Genomic DNA, 14,294 nt, shown 5'->3' with positions numbered 1-14,294 from the left:
CCAGCAAACGGAAGTGATATCAGCGCCAAACATTTTAAGCTTTAAACAACTGGACTCCTGTGCCACCGTCGGCTGGTCGTTTCCATTGCACATTTCACGACGGGTGGAGGTTTGCGAATGCTTGGTCGGTCTGCACATGTCGATACGTTCGCGCGTGACAATCTTCCGCCCGGCGATCAATGGCCTGACCTTCCGCTCGATGGGTTCGACTATCCGGAGCATCTCAATGCCGCGGTAGAGCTGACCGATCGGCAGGTCGAGCGCGGCTTCGGCGATCATGTAGCGCTGATCGGCAACGGTCGCCGCAGGACCTACAAGGAACTGTCCGACTGGACCAACCGCCTGGCGCACGCGCTCGTCGAGAACTACGGCCTGCGGCCGGGCAACCGCGTGCTGATCCGTTCAGCCAACAACCCGGCTATGGTGGCGTGCTGGCTGGCCGCTACCAAGGCAGGCGCGGTCGTGGTCAACACCATGCCGATGCTGCGATCAGGCGAACTGTCGCAGATCGTGGACAAGGCCAAGATCACGCTTGCGCTATGCGACACGCGGCTGATGGACGAGATGGTGGCTTGCGCCAAGGACAGCCGCTTCCTCAAGCAGGTCGTCGGCTTCGATGGCACGGCCAATCACGACGCAGAGCTCGACCGCGCGGCCCTCGACAAGCCGGTCGTATTCGATGCCGTGGAGACCGGTCGCGACGACGTGGCCCTGCTTGGGTTCACGTCGGGCACCACCGGCTCGCCAAAGGCGACGATGCATTTTCATCGGGACCTGCTGATCATCGCCGACGGTTATGCGCGCGACGTCCTGCAGGTCACGCCCGAGGACATTTTCGTCGGCTCGCCGCCGATCGCCTTCACCTTCGGCCTCGGCGGACTTGCCATCTTCCCGCTCCGCTTCGGCGCCACGGCGACGCTGCTGGAGCACGCCTCTCCGGCCAACATGATCGAGATCATCGAGAGATATGGCGCGACCATCGTGTTCACGGCTCCGACGGCCTACCGGGCGATGATCGCCGCGCTCGACGAAGGGGCCAATCTTTCGTCGCTTCGGATCGCGGTTTCTGCCGGTGAAACCCTTCCCGCGCCGGTGTTCGAGGCCTGGGTGCAGCGGACTGGCAAGCCGATTGTGGACGGCATCGGCGCAACCGAGATGCTGCACATCTTCATATCCAACCGGCTGGACGATCTCGCGCCGGGCAGGACCGGGCGTCCGGTTGCCGGCTACGAGGCCCGGATCGTGGATGCCGATATGAACGAGTTACCGCGTGGCGAGGCCGGCCGGCTAGCCGTCCGTGGCCCGACGGGCTGCCGCTACCTGAATGATCCCCGGCAGAAGGACTATGTGCGCGACGGCTGGAACCTGACAGGGGACTCGTTCTTCCGGGATGAGGAGGGCTATTTCCATTTCGCCGCCCGCTCTGACGACATGATAATTTCCTCAGGCTACAACATCGCTGGTCCCGAAGTTGAGGCGGCCTTGCTTTCCCACCCCCATGTCAAGGAATGCGCTGTCGTCGGCGTCCCGGACATCGGTCGTGGGCAGATCGTGGAGGCGCATGTCGTCCTGATCGACGGGATCGACCCGGGTGAGTTGGAGCAACGCCTCTTGCAGGATCATGTCAAAGCCACCATCGCGCCCTACAAATATCCGCGTTCGATCAAGTTCACCGATGCGCTTCCAAAGACGCAGACTGGCAAGATCCAGCGGTTCAAGCTGAAAGCGCATACCGGCACCTGAGCCCATCGTGCTCAGGTGCCAGCCTAGGCTGAAGGAAGTCGCTCGGTGTTTTTCTGGCGGCGGCCGAGGCCTCGACCAAGCAGCTGTTGGCCGGCTCTTTTTGTCGACGAAAACAACGAACTACCCGAGAGTTTGGCTCGCCAGAGCATAGGTCTTCGGCATAGCCGGGCCGCCGGCAGCATAATCGGCGAGGCGCTTGCCCAGCGACATGGTCAGCACCGTGTCGAAGACCGGCATTCCGCTGTGCGACAGGAGGGCGGCGAAGTCGCCATTGTCCACATGCGTGTCGATCCTGAGGAAGGACCCCGAGTGGTCGGCCACGTGCGGCCGGACGACCGCCACGGCGTCGGCGTCGCTTTCCGCCACGACCGGCCCAACGACATGGCCCCGCCCGAACGGGCGGCAGAGCGCGAAGGCTTTCAGCCTGTCGCCCTTGAAAAGGCCATAGCCGGCTGAGTGCGCGAAGAGCTTTTCGATGAGCGCCGCCCGCCTGACGCCAAATCCCGCCCCATCGAGCGTGATCGCCGCGGGAATGTCGCCTTCACCCAAAGTCCGGACATCGCCCCTGGTCTCTGCCAGCCTACCCGTCCCCTCCGCACGAACGATACCCTGGCATTGGTAGACGGTCTTCTCCGGCTGGAAGTCGAGCGAAAGATAGAGCCGTCTTGCCGCTCGGGTTGCATTGAGGCGCAGGTCGCGCCCGGCGACCTTCTCGAAGACCCGCTTCATCAGCCATTGCCCGGCTCCGAGCGTCTGCAGTCGCGGCGAGGTGATGACCATTCCCACGGTCGCGAAGTCGGCGCCATGCTCGAACCACATGGCCGAACCGAGAACGCGGCCAATTTCATCGAGCGCCACGAAGCCGCGTCCCGATTCGCGCAGGAACTGCCAGTCTTCGGCCCGGTGCGGCCATCCCACGGACAGGGAGTGCGCGTGCAACCGGTCGAGTTCGATGCCCTCGATGTCGCCGATGCGCATCGAGAAGGTATCGATTTTCAAGCTTCCGGACGGCTTCAAGTCCATGCCCCTGAAAGATTGCCGCACTAGAGGGTGACGCCCTCGCCCCGCCCACGCTAAACAAGCAGACCGGTAGGATTTGCTCGAAAGCCGCGCGCCAACGCTAGATTCAACTGAAACACTTCCGCTTTCGGCACGCAATCGCGAAAGAACGCCCACATCCTCTCCGGAAATCTAGCACCATATGGTCGTCGGCACCGATCCCGGCGACCCGAAATCTTTCAAGGGTTGGAATGGACGTCTCCGACATCCTCGACCGTCTCGTCGCCTTTCCATCGGTCGCCGGCAAACCGAACGGCGACATCGCCGGCTGGATCGCGGCCCATCTTGCGCAACACGGGGCGCAGGTCACCCTGCTTCCGGGGCCGGAAGGCGACCGTTCCAACCTGTTCGCGACGATCGGCCCCGCCGATGTCCCGGGCTACATGCTGTCCGGCCACATGGACGTCGTCCCGGCCGGCGAGCCGCAATGGAGCTCGGCCCCTTTCGCGCTGCGCCGGGAGGGCGAACATCTCTACGGGCGTGGCACCACGGACATGAAGGGGTTCCTTGCCGCCGCGCTGGCGGCTGTGCCTCACCTGACAGAACTGCGTCTGGCCAGACCGATCCACCTCGCCTTCTCCTACGACGAGGAGGTCGGATGCCGCGGCGTGCCGCATCTGATCGCCCGCCTTCCCGAACTTTGCGCGAAACCGCTCGGCGTCATCGTCGGCGAGCCGAGCGGCATGCGCGCCGTGCGCGGCCACAAGGGCAAGGCGGCGGCTCGGGTGACGGTCAACGGGCGGTCCGGCCATTCGTCGCGACCCGATCTCGGGCTCAACGCCATCCATGCCATGGCCGCTGCGCTGGGCGCGGCCGTCAGCGAAGCCGAGCGGCTGACGTGCGGTCCGTTCGACCCCGCCTTCGAGCCGCCCTATTCCTCGCTGCAGGCGGGCGTGGTGACGGGTGGGCAGTCGGTCAACATCATTCCAGACACCTGCACGCTGGACCTGGAGGCCCGCGCCATACCCGGCGTCGACCCGGCCAGCCTGCTCGCGCCGGTCAGGGCGCGAGCCGAAGCCCTTGCGGTCGACGGCTTTCGGATCGAGTGGACGCCGATGAGCGCCTATCCGGCGCTGTCGCTGCCGCAGGACGCTGCACTGGCGGCACTGTTGGCCGAGTTGACCGGCGAAGCGCCGCTCGCCGCCGTCAGCTACGGCACGGAGGCCGGACTCTACCAGGCCGCCGGCTTCGATGCGATCATCTGCGGCCCGGGCGACATAGGTCGCGCCCACAAGCCCGACGAATACATCCTCGCCAGCGAGCTCGCCGCCTGCCAGCGATTGATCGAGGCGCTGGGCGCCCGCTGCGCGGCTTGAAGGGGAACCGGGATGACCTTCCTGTTCAATTCCGATGCGCGCCGCGGCGCGGTCTTCGCAGAGGCCTTCGCCGAGGAACTGCCGGACATCCCCTTCACGACGAATGCAGCAACAGTCGATCCCGACGCGGTACGCTATCTCATCACCTGGACTGCGCCGGAAGACCTCGCGCGCTATAGGAACCTGGAGATCCTGTTTTCCATCGGCGCCGGCGTAGACCAGTTCCGCCTCGATAGGGTGCCGGAACAGGTGAAGATCGTGCGTACGATCGAGGAAGGCATCGTGCGCATGATGCAGGAATATGCGACGCTTGCCGTGCTTGCGCTCCACCGCAACCTCCCTGGATATCTGGCACAGCAACGCGCCGGCGAATGGCGCGACATATCGCAGCTTCAGGCCGCCTCGCGCCGGATCGGCGTGCTCGGCCTGGGGCAGCTCGGCCAGGCCGTCCTCGACCGGTTGAAGCCGTTCGGCTTTCCGCTTGCCGGTTGGAGCCGCTCGCCACGGCGGATCGAGGGCGTGACCTGTCACGATGGCCGGCACGGGCTGCAGGAGATGCTTGCGGCCAGCGACATTCTGGTCTGCCTGCTGCCGCTGACCGAGGAGACGCGCGGTTTCCTCGATGCCGAGCTGTTCGCGAAGCTGCCCAAGGGCGCGGCGCTCGTCCACGCCGGTCGGGGGCCGCAACTCGACCAGGAAGCGCTTGTCGCCGCGCTCGATAGCGGCCGCCTCTCGGCAGCGATGATCGATGTCACCGATCCCGAGCCTCTGCCCTCGGGCCATCCATTCTGGTCGCACCCGAAGATCATCCTGACACCGCATGTCGCCAGCGTCACCCAGCCGGCGACCGCTGCGCGGGCCGTCATCGACAACATCAAGCGCCACCGCGCCGGGCTCGATCCGATCGGGCTCGTCGACCGGTCGCGCGGCTATTGAAGCTCCAACCTGAAAGGTCATTCCTTGTCCCTGCTGAAGACCCTCGATACCGACCCGTCCTTCCCGCCACGCCAGTCCAAGGCGTTGCCCGAGCGGCTGATTGCCGGCGACCCGGCCTTCAAGACCTGGGCGCAGGACGCAGCCAAGGACGACCTCGTCCATACCGGCGTCTGGGAGGCGACGCCGGGGGAGACGCGCTCGATCAAGGGAAAGACTTTCGAGTTCTGCCACATCCTGTCTGGCGTGATCGAGATCACGCCAGACGGCGGCGAGCCGGTGACCTACGGCGCCGGCGACAGCTTCGTCATGAAGCCGGGCTTCACCGGGGTCTGGAAGACGATCGAAACGGTGCGCAAGATCTACGTGACGGTCGGGTGAACGGTCGGCGCGGTTTCAAGCGGCAGCGACAGATTTTGCCGTCCCGCGCGACACGCACGCAACAATCATCCGCGACGGTTCGACGAACGATGCAAGCTGCTTGCCCGCGCGCGCTAGGCTGCTGCCAACGCTGCTAAGTGGTTGCCCATGAGCCTGAGCTTCGATCCAAACACAATTCCCCTTCCCGTCGGCCATTTTGTCGGCGGGAAAATGATCGCGGCCGAGGGCGCGATCGAGATGCGCCGCCCGTCCGACGGCAAGGAATATGCCGCCTGCCCGGTGGCCGGCGCCGACATGATCGACCGTGCGGTGGACAGCGCCAGGGCGGCGCTGAAGGCCAGCAACTGGGGCGGCGTCCGGCCGCGCGAGCGCACCAGGGCGCTGCTGGCCTGGGCCGACCTGATCGAGGCCGAAGCCGCAACGCTGGCCAGGATCGAGGCGCTGTGCTCCACCCGCCCGGTCGGCCAGCTCATTGCCGGCGACATCGCGGTGACCGCCGAGCAGATCCGCTTCTTTGCGGAATTCGCCGACAAGGAAGGCAGCGAGCTCGTGCCAACCGACGACGCCAGTCTCGGCATGATCATGAGCGAGCCCTATGGCGTGGTCGGCGCGATCACGCCCTGGAATTTTCCCATCTCGATGGCCGGATGGAAGCTTGGCCCGGCGCTGGCCGCGGGCAATGCGGTGGTGCTGAAGCCATCGGAAATGACACCCTTTTCGGCTGTCTACATGGCGCAACTCGCCGTCAGGGCGGGTCTGCCGGCAGGGCTCATAAACGTGGTGCTAGGAGACGGTCCGACGACCGGAACGGCGCTGACCGGCCATCCCGAGATCGCCAAGGTCAGCTTCACCGGCTCGACTCGCGCCGGCTCGGCGATCATGGAGAACGTCGCTCGCACCGGCGTCAAGCCGATGACGCTGGAGCTTGGCGGCAAGAGCCCGCAGCTCGTCTTTGCCGATGCCGATCTGGACAAGGCGGCGACGGCGATCGCCGGCAGCGTCACCTTCAACGCCGGCCAGGCCTGCGTCGCCGGCACCCGGCTGATCGTCGAGAAGAGCGTGGCCGACAGGCTGACGACCGCGATCCTGGAGAAGATGAAGGCCGTGCGGCCTGGCCCGACCTGGGACGAGGCGACGCATTATTCGCCGATCATCTCGGAACGGCAGCGGGCGCGTGTCGACAGCATTGTGCGGGCTGCGGTGGCGGCAGGCGGCGAATGCCTGACCGGCGGCGCCGCCATGGATAGCCGCGGCTATTTCTACGCGCCGACACTGATCGCCAATGTAGATCAGTCCAATCCCGCGATCGTCGAGGAGATCTTCGGCCCGGTGCTCACCGTCCAGACCTTCGAGACCGAGGACGAGGCGCTGGCGCTGTCCAGCCATCCTACCTACGGGCTGGCTTCCGGCCTGTTCACTTCCGATCTATCGCGTACGATCCGTTTGGCGCGCAAGCTCGAAGCGGGCACGGTCTGGGTCAACCGCTACAGCCGCTCGCGCGACCACATCCTGCCGACCGGCGGCTACAAGCGCTCCGGCATCGGCAAGGACCTTGGCCGCGACGCCTATCTCGCCAACCGCAGGACCAAGAGCGTCCTGGTCAGCGTATGAAGGGATGCCGATGAAATCCTACTCGATCGCCCTGATCCCCGGTGACGGCATCGGCCGCGATGTCACCGCCGCCGCCTGGACGGTGCTGGAAACCGTGGCCAAACAGGACGGCTTTGTCCTGACGGGCACCGAGTTCCCCTGGTCCTGCCGCTTCTACAACGAGACCGGCCGCATGATGCCCGAGGATGGCATCGAGACCTTGCGCGGCTTCGACGCCATCCTTCTCGGCGCGGTCGGCTGGCCGGCGGAGGTGCCGGATTCGGTCTCGCTGCACGGCCTGCTGCTGCCGATCCGCAAGGCATTCGTGCAATATGCCAACATCCGGCCACACCGCCTGCTGCCTGGGGTCACGGGACCGCTGCGAGCGGAGAGCTTCGACATCCTGTGCATCCGTGAGAACACCGAGGGCGAATATTCCGGCGCCGGCGGGCGTGTGCACCAGGGCACTTTGGACGAGGTCGCGGTGGAGACATCGATCTTCACCCGCGCCGGCGTCGAGCGCATCCTGCGCTTCGGCTTCGAGCAGGCGCGATCACGGCGGGGCAAACTTGCTTCCGTCACCAAGTCCAACGCCCAGAAATACTCGATGGTGTTCTGGGACGAGGTCACCCGCAAGCTTGCGGGGGATTATCCGGACGTCGAGGTGACCAGCTATCATGTCGATGCGCTCGCGGCGCGCATGATCATGGCGCCGGAGAGCCTCGACGTGCTCGTCGCTTCCAACCTGTTCGGCGACATCCTGACCGACATCGGCGCGGCGATCCAGGGCGGGCTCGGCTATGCCGCCTCCGCCAACATCAATCCCGACCGTTCGGCGCCGTCCATGTTCGAGCCGGTGCACGGCTCGGCGCCCGACATCGCCCATCTCGGCATCGCCAACCCGATCGCCACCATCTGGTCCGGCGCCATGATGCTCGATCATCTCGGCGAAAAGGCTGCCGCCGGCCGCGTCATGAAGGCGCTCGAGGCGACAACCGCGCGAGGCATTGGAACAACCCCCGGCAAGGATCGCACACAAGCGATCACCGCTGCCGTCGTCGCGGCGCTCACCTGATTGCAAGGTCGTTTTCGATGAGAAACCTGAAAGACAAAAGCCTCTTCCGCGAAGCCGGTTTGATCGGCGGCGAATGGGTCATCGCCGACTCTGGCAAGACGGTCGATGTCATCGATCCGGCGACCCAGGCCGCGATCGGCACCGTGCCCGACATGGCCGCTCCGGAGACCCGCGCGGCCATAGACGCCGCGGCTGCTGCCTATGGGGATTGGAGGAAGAAAACCAACGCCGAGCGCGCTGCCCTCCTGGAGGCCTGGCATGGGCTGATGCTGGCGAATCTGGACGATCTTGCGCTGATCCTGACGACCGAACAGGGCAAGCCGCTGGACGAGGCCAAAGGCGAGATCCGCTACGGCGCGTCCTTCGTCAAATGGTTCGCCGAGGAGGCACGCCGCATCAACGGCCACACCATCCCCTCGCCGACGCAAGACCGGCGCATCATCGTGCTGAAGGAGCCGGTCGGCGTGTGCGGCATCATCACGCCGTGGAATTTTCCCAATGCGATGATCACCCGCAAGGTCGCGCCGGCGCTGGCCGCCGGCTGCACGGTGGTCATCAAGCCATCGGAGTTCACGCCCTATTCGGCACTGGCGCTAGGCGTGCTCGCCGAACGTGCGGGCATCCCCGCCGGCGTCATCAACATCGTCACCGGCGTGCCGGCCGATATCGGCAACGAGATCATGGCGAACGAGACCGTGCGCAAGATCTCCTTTACCGGCTCGACGCGGGTCGGCTCGCTGCTGATGCGCGGCGCGGCCGACAGCGTGAAGCGGCTCAGCCTCGAACTTGGAGGCAACGCGCCCTTCATCGTCTTCGACGACGCCGACCTCGATCTCGCCGTCGAGGGCGCGTTGGTTTCAAAATTCCGCAATGGCGGCCAGACCTGCGTTTGCGCCAACCGCATCATCGTCCAGGCCGGTGTCTACGAGACCTTCGCCGCGAAGCTCTCCGCCCGTGTCAACGCCATGAAGGTCGGGCCGGGCACCGAACCCGGCATCGCCATCGGGCCAATGATCAACATGGCCGCTGTCGAGAAGATCAACCGTCACGTCGAGGACGCGCTAGCCAAGGGCGCGGCGATCATCACCGAAAAGCCGGCGCTACCGGTCGGTCACCAGTATGTTGCGCCACTGGTGCTGACCGGCGCCACGAAAGACATGCAGCTTGCCGGCGAGGAAACCTTCGGCCCGGTCGCGCCGCTTTTCCGCTTCGAGACGGAGGAAGAGGCGATCTCGCTGGCCAACGGCACGCCTTACGGGCTTGCTTCCTACTTCTACACCGAGAATTTGAAACGCGCCTGGCGCGTCGGCGAGGCGCTGGAGTTCGGCATGGTGGGGCTCAACACCGGCTCGGTCTCGATGGAGGTGGCCCCCTTCGGCGGCGTCAAGCAGTCCGGTCTTGGGCGCGAAGGTGCCCAGGCCGGCATCGAGGAATATCTCGAGATGAAGAGTTTTCATATGGGAATAGGGGAGTAGGGGAGTAGGGGAGTAAGGCAGTAGGGAATGAGCGCCTGTACCCTACTCCCTACTCCCCTACTGCCTCATTGTATCCGGTCAAGCGCCTTGTAGTAGAGGCCGACCATCGGCAGGAACCAGGGCTTGCCGGAATAGCCGGGAATGGAAGGCCATTCGAGCCCCTTTAGCGGATTGCGATCCTCGCGGCCGAGCATGGCATCGGCCAGGATCATACCGAGATGAGTGGAAAGCTGCGCCCCGTGGCCGGAATAGCCCATCGCGTACCAGACACCGCCATTGTATCCGGCGCGCGGAAAACGGTCCTTGGTCATGTCGACCAGCCCGCCCCAGCAATAGTCGATCTCGACCTTGGCAAGTTGCGGGAAGATCGCCGCGAGGCCGGCTCGCAATATCTCTCCGCTTTTGGCGTCGGAGTGCTGATCCGACGTTGCAGAGAAGCGCGCGCGGCCGCCGAAGATCAGGCGCTTGTCCGGCGAAAGCCGGAAGTAGTTGCCGATGTTCATGGAGGTCACGCATGTCCGGTTGCCCGGCATGGTCGTGGCGATCTCGGCATCGCTTAACGGCCGCGTGGCGATGATGAAGCTGCCGACGGAGATAATCCTGCGACGGAAATAACCGAAATTCGGCGTGGTGTAGGCACCGGTCGCCACCAGCACATTGTCGGCGCTGATCCGGCCGCGCGAAGTGGTCAGCTCATGCCTGCTGCCGGTCTGCTTGCGGTCCGTCACCCTGGTGTTCTCGTGGATCACGGCGCCGTGGCGGGCGGCGGCCGTGGCCAGGCCTGCCACATAGCGGCCCATATGCATCATGGCGCTCTTCTTCGACAGCATCGCGCCATGGAAGGGCGAACCGATCTCGGACTTGAGCTCCGCCGCCGACAGCAGCGCCGTGTCCGGATCCACCTCGGCATGGACGGCCTCGAAGTTGCGGGCGATCGCTTCGAAATGCTGCGGCTTGGAGGCGAGCTTCAGCTTGCCCGCGCGGCGGAAGTTGCAGTCGATGCTTTCCTCGGCGACCAGCGCCTCGATGGTATCGACGGAGTCGTCGAGCGCTCGGTACAGCGCGATTGCGCGTTCCTTGCCGAGTTCCGCCTTGGCCGAGAGGAAGCTATGGGCGAGGCCATTGTTCAGGTGCCCGCCATTGCGCCCGGATGCGCCCCAGCCCACCCGCTCCGCCTCCAGCACCGCCACCTTCGCGCCGGCCTTCGCCAGCTGGCGCGCGGCGGCGAGACCGGTGAAGCCGCCGCCGATGATGGCGGCATCGTAGTGACCCTCGACCGGGCCTTGCGCCGCGCCGGAAAAGTCGGGGGCGGTGTCGTGCCAGTAGGAGACGAACTTCATCGGCAATCCGCCCTGTTCAGAGACCGACCACGCCTGGAAGACCCGAAATGTCTGATATCTCGACATAGCCGTAGTACGGGTTGGCCGGTTCGTGGCCGCGGTTGACCCAGACCTTGTTCTTGATGCCGAGATCATGGGCCGACATCAGGTCGTAGCGGAATGACGACGAGCAGTGAAGGATGTCCTCCGGACCGCAGCCCAGCCTGTCGAACATATATTCGAAGGCCTTGAAGCGCGGCTTGTAGGCCTGCGCCTGCTCGGCCGTGTAGACGGCATGGAACGGCGCGCCGAGCTTCTCGACATTGGACATGATCTGCGCGTTCATGGCGTTGGACAGGATGACCAGCGGAATTTCCTTGGCGACTTTCGCCAGGCCGGCCGGAACGTCGGCATGCGGCCCCCAGGTCGGGACGCGCTCATAGACCATCTTCGCGTCGTCGGGGCTGAAGGCGACGCCGTTGCGCTTGCAGGAACGCTCGAGCGCGTTGTGGACGACATCGGCATAGGGCTTCCAGTCGCCCAGGATCTCGTCCAGCCGGTACGCCGCGAATTTCTTGATGAACTCCTGCATGCGCGGCTCGTCGAGCCGGCTGCCGTAGAGGTCGCGTGCGGCTTCCGCCATCTGGAAATTGGTCAACGTGCCGTAGCAGTCGAAGGTGATGTATTTGGGCCTGAAGGAAGCCATGTCCGTCGATCTCCGGTGGAAGCACATCCGCGTTCGGATGAATTCATCATAGGACGGCAGAAGGCGGCCGACCTGACCGAAATCGGCGTCCCGAAAGCAGAAAGTTCCGTATCCGCCATCCGGTTTGGCACGCTGTAGCATCTGGTGTGGCGATTACGTCGTCGCGCGAGACGTGAAGCGCGTCCGGCGCGGCGGGCGCGCCAGCACAAGATGCGGCGCATGCCTCGCGCTACGGCGAAAGATACTGTCCAGGCCAAAACCTTCAGACGATCTGCGGCGCGCCGATGGCCGAGACTTGATCAGCAGACGAAAGGATGCCTCATGCAGCAGGGCGAGATCGAACTCCAGGCCTTCGGGCCGGACCATATCGAGGGTGCGGTAGCGCTTTCTCGCCAGGAGAATTGGCCGCATCGCGCGCAGGACTGGCAGATGGCGCTGCAACTCTCGAGCGGCGCGGTCGCGCTCGACGACCAGGGCCGTGTCACCGGCACCATCCTGGTAACGCCCTATGGCAATGATTGCGCCATGATCAACATGGTGATCGTCGACAGGAATGTGCGGGGCCAGGGGCTCGGGCGCCGACTCATGGATCAGGCGATCGCCCTTGCCGGCGACCGTCCGCTGCGGCTCGTCGCGACGGCCGATGGCGAGCCGCTCTATGAAAAGCTCGGCTTCGTGCGCTCCGGTGCGATCCTGCAGCATCAGGGGAAAGTGACGGAGCTTGACGCGCCCGACGGCGTTGAAGCCGCAAGCATTGGCGATCTGCCGGAAATCAAGGCGCTCGATCGCGACGCTTATGGCGCCGACCGGGAAGCCCTGATCGATGCGCTGGCCGAGCGCGGTCACTTCGCAATCATCCGCCGCAACGGCGCCATCGAGGCCTATGCGGCGATCCGTCCCTTCGGGCGCGGCGAGGTGATCGGCCCGGTCATCGCGGCAAGCGCCGAGGCCGCGAAAGACCTGATCAGCTTTTTCGCCGCGCCGCGCCGCGGCGCCTTCCTGCGCGTGGATACCGACAGCCGGACCGGTATCGATGGCTGGCTCACCGAAATCGGCCTCGTCCATGTCGGCGGCGGCGTGGCCATGGACCGTCCGCCCAAGCCGGGGTCGGAACAGGCCAGGCCAAAAGTTTACGCCCTCGCCAACCAGGCGCTCGGCTAGGAGGACAACAATGCTCGCCAATTCCCTGATCGAACTCGACCGCGCCCATCTCGTCCATCCGGTCTCCTCATACCGCGGCCATGAGGCGCTCGGCGTGCGTGTCCTGAAATCGGCCAAGGGCGCCACCGTGACCGAAGCATCCGGCCGGCAGTTGATCGATGGCTTCGCCGGGCTGTGGTGCGTCAATGCCGGCTACGGCCACGACAGCATCGTCGAGGCGGCGGCCCGGCAGATGCGCGAACTGCCCTATGCCACCGCCTATTTCGACCTCGGCTCGGAACCGGCCATTCGCCTCGCCTCGGAACTGGCCGAGCGCGCTCCGGGCGACCTCAATCACGTCTTCTTCACCCTCGGCGGCTCGGACGCGGTCGACAGCACCATCCGCTTCGTCCGCTACTACTGGAGTGCCAGGGGCGAGCCGAAACGCGACCAGTTCATTTCCATCGAGCACGGCTATCACGGCTCATCGGTGGTCGGCGCCGGCCTGACCGCGCTGCCCGCCTTTCACGCCGGTTTCGGCATTCCCTTTGAATGGCAGCACAAGATCCCCTCGCCCTACCCTTATCGCAATCCGGTAGGCGAGGACGGCAACGCGATCATCGCCGCATCGCTGGCCGCGCTGAAGGCCAAGATCGAGGAGATCGGACCGGAGCGGGTTGCCGCCTTCTATGCCGAGCCGATCCAGGGCTCGGGTGGCGTCATCGTCCCACCGAAGGGCTGGATCAAGGCGATACGCGAGCTCTGCCGGGAGTACGGCATCCTGTTCATCGCCGACGAGGTGATCACCGGCTTCGGGCGCACGGGACCCCTGTTCGCTTGCACGGACGAGGACATCGTTCCCGATTTCATGACGACCGCGAAGGGGCTGACCTCCGGCTATGTCCCGATGGGCGCCGTCTTCATGGCCGATCATGTCTACGACGTCATCGCCGACGGCGCGGGCGCCGCTGCGGTCGGCCACGGCTACACCTATTCGGCCCATCCCGTCAGCGCCGCCGTCGCGCTCGAGGTGCTGAAGCTCTACGAAGACGGCCTTCTTGAGAACGGCATCAAGGCCGGTGCCCGCCTGATGACAGGATTGGCAAGCCTGCGCGACCACCCGCTCGTCGGTGATGTGCGCGGTCGCGGCATGCTGGCCGCGATCGAGCTGGTGGTCGACAAGACGAAGAAGACACCGCTTCCGGCGTCGGCCATGCCGGCGCGGCGCGTCTTCGACCGGGCGTGGGACAACGGTCTCATCATCCGCGCCTTTGCCAACGGTGTCCTCGGCTATGCGCCGCCGCTCTGCTGCACCGACGACGACGTCGACGCTATCATCGAGCGCACGCGCCTCACGCTCGACCAGACGCTGGACGATCCCGACGTCCGTCAGGCCCTGGCATGACGGGCGCCGAATTTTTCGTATCTCGAAATATCGCCGGGGCAGACGATTTCGCAATTTTGTGCCGCCCCCTCACGCCTTTTCGGCGAATCCAGCGCGGGGGAAGTGCCAGACTGCTTATAAGACAAGGCCAGAAAGCGCGGATTTATGGGCTT

General features: G+C 65.1%; 12 protein-coding genes. 9 read left to right on the top strand and 3 right to left on the bottom strand.

The features are described from left to right. The first annotated feature begins 117 nt into the window (after positions 1-117). The gene (locus tag EN846_RS24060; protein WP_127392285.1) at positions 118-1,743 is read left to right on the top strand and encodes an AMP-binding protein; all 1,626 of its coding nucleotides are present in this window, start codon (positions 118-120) and stop codon (positions 1,741-1,743) included. Between the two features lie 120 nt (positions 1,744-1,863). Here the strand turns inward: EN846_RS24060 and EN846_RS24055 are convergent, their stop codons facing one another. After that, complete coding sequence (locus tag EN846_RS24055) at positions 1,864-2,766, bottom strand: GNAT family N-acetyltransferase (protein ID WP_127392286.1); 903 nt, start codon at positions 2,764-2,766, stop codon at positions 1,864-1,866. 227 nt (positions 2,767-2,993) lie between these two features. On the opposite strand from EN846_RS24055, the gene argE reads away from it, so the two are divergent. The 6 genes from argE (at position 2,994) to EN846_RS24025 (ending at position 9,572) form a co-directional block, all read left to right on the top strand. Next, positions 2,994-4,118, top strand: a complete 1,125-nt coding sequence (gene argE / locus EN846_RS24050) for an acetylornithine deacetylase (protein ID WP_127392287.1) — start codon at positions 2,994-2,996, stop codon at positions 4,116-4,118. 12 nt (positions 4,119-4,130) lie between these two features. Next, positions 4,131-5,054: a glyoxylate/hydroxypyruvate reductase A gene (locus EN846_RS24045; RefSeq protein WP_127392288.1), complete on the top strand. Its 924-nt coding sequence runs from the start codon at positions 4,131-4,133 to the stop codon at positions 5,052-5,054. Positions 5,055-5,078: 24 nt separating this feature from the next. Further along, positions 5,079-5,432, top strand: coding sequence for a cupin domain-containing protein (locus EN846_RS24040; RefSeq protein WP_128346169.1), 354 nt, complete (start codon positions 5,079-5,081; stop codon positions 5,430-5,432). A gap of 147 nt (positions 5,433-5,579) precedes the next feature. After that, positions 5,580-7,043: an aldehyde dehydrogenase family protein gene (locus tag EN846_RS24035; protein ID WP_135859336.1), complete on the top strand. Its 1,464-nt coding sequence runs from the start codon at positions 5,580-5,582 to the stop codon at positions 7,041-7,043. 10 nt (positions 7,044-7,053) lie between these two features. Then, the gene (locus EN846_RS24030; RefSeq protein ID WP_128346289.1) at positions 7,054-8,097 is read left to right on the top strand and encodes a tartrate dehydrogenase; all 1,044 of its coding nucleotides are present in this window, start codon (positions 7,054-7,056) and stop codon (positions 8,095-8,097) included. Between the two features lie 17 nt (positions 8,098-8,114). After that, positions 8,115-9,572, top strand: coding sequence for an NAD-dependent succinate-semialdehyde dehydrogenase (locus EN846_RS24025; RefSeq protein ID WP_127394081.1), 1,458 nt, complete (start codon positions 8,115-8,117; stop codon positions 9,570-9,572). Between the two features lie 65 nt (positions 9,573-9,637). Here EN846_RS24025 and EN846_RS24020 read toward each other — a convergent pair whose 3' ends face one another. Both EN846_RS24020 and EN846_RS24015 read right to left on the bottom strand, forming a co-directional pair. After that, positions 9,638-10,912, bottom strand: coding sequence for an FAD-binding oxidoreductase (locus EN846_RS24020; RefSeq protein ID WP_128346288.1), 1,275 nt, complete (start codon positions 10,910-10,912; stop codon positions 9,638-9,640). 16 nt (positions 10,913-10,928) lie between these two features. Continuing rightward, positions 10,929-11,597, bottom strand: coding sequence for a haloacid dehalogenase type II (locus EN846_RS24015; protein WP_127393181.1), 669 nt, complete (start codon positions 11,595-11,597; stop codon positions 10,929-10,931). A 321-nt stretch (positions 11,598-11,918) separates the two neighbouring features. Between EN846_RS24015 and EN846_RS24010 the strand changes: the two genes are divergently transcribed. Together EN846_RS24010 and EN846_RS24005 are read left to right on the top strand one after the other, a co-directional pair. Further along, positions 11,919-12,758, top strand: a complete 840-nt coding sequence (locus tag EN846_RS24010; protein WP_127393182.1) for a GNAT family N-acetyltransferase — start codon at positions 11,919-11,921, stop codon at positions 12,756-12,758. 10 nt (positions 12,759-12,768) lie between these two features. Then, positions 12,769-14,142: an aspartate aminotransferase family protein gene (locus EN846_RS24005; protein WP_127393183.1), complete on the top strand. Its 1,374-nt coding sequence runs from the start codon at positions 12,769-12,771 to the stop codon at positions 14,140-14,142. Positions 14,143-14,294 lie beyond the last annotated feature (152 nt).

Origin of the sequence: Mesorhizobium sp. M4B.F.Ca.ET.203.01.1.1, from assembly GCF_004791025.1 — a bacterium.
GTDB classification, from domain to species: Bacteria; Pseudomonadota; Alphaproteobacteria; order Rhizobiales; family Rhizobiaceae; genus Mesorhizobium; species Mesorhizobium abyssinicae.
Note: the sequence above shows the minus strand (reverse complement) of the source record. Positions and strands in the feature narration are given on the sequence as shown.

Bases quoted from the DNA above. Each gene is read 5' to 3' on its own strand.
- EN846_RS24005 (WP_127393183.1), top strand. From the start codon at position 12,769: ATGCTCGCCAATTCCCTGATCGAACTCGACCGCGCCCATCTCGTCCAT.
- EN846_RS24015 (WP_127393181.1), bottom strand. From the start codon at position 11,597: ATGGCTTCCTTCAGGCCCAAATACATCACCTTCGACTGCTACGGCACG.
- EN846_RS24045 (WP_127392288.1), top strand. From the start codon at position 4,131: ATGACCTTCCTGTTCAATTCCGATGCGCGCCGCGGCGCGGTCTTCGCA.
- EN846_RS24060 (WP_127392285.1), top strand. From the start codon at position 118: ATGCTTGGTCGGTCTGCACATGTCGATACGTTCGCGCGTGACAATCTT.
- EN846_RS24030 (WP_128346289.1), top strand. From the start codon at position 7,054: ATGAAATCCTACTCGATCGCCCTGATCCCCGGTGACGGCATCGGCCGC.
- EN846_RS24010 (WP_127393182.1), top strand. From the start codon at position 11,919: ATGCAGCAGGGCGAGATCGAACTCCAGGCCTTCGGGCCGGACCATATC.
- EN846_RS24055 (WP_127392286.1), bottom strand. From the start codon at position 2,766: ATGGACTTGAAGCCGTCCGGAAGCTTGAAAATCGATACCTTCTCGATG.
- argE (WP_127392287.1), top strand. From the start codon at position 2,994: ATGGACGTCTCCGACATCCTCGACCGTCTCGTCGCCTTTCCATCGGTC.
- EN846_RS24025 (WP_127394081.1), top strand. From the start codon at position 8,115: ATGAGAAACCTGAAAGACAAAAGCCTCTTCCGCGAAGCCGGTTTGATC.
- EN846_RS24035 (WP_135859336.1), top strand. From the start codon at position 5,580: ATGAGCCTGAGCTTCGATCCAAACACAATTCCCCTTCCCGTCGGCCAT.
- EN846_RS24020 (WP_128346288.1), bottom strand. From the start codon at position 10,912: ATGAAGTTCGTCTCCTACTGGCACGACACCGCCCCCGACTTTTCCGGC.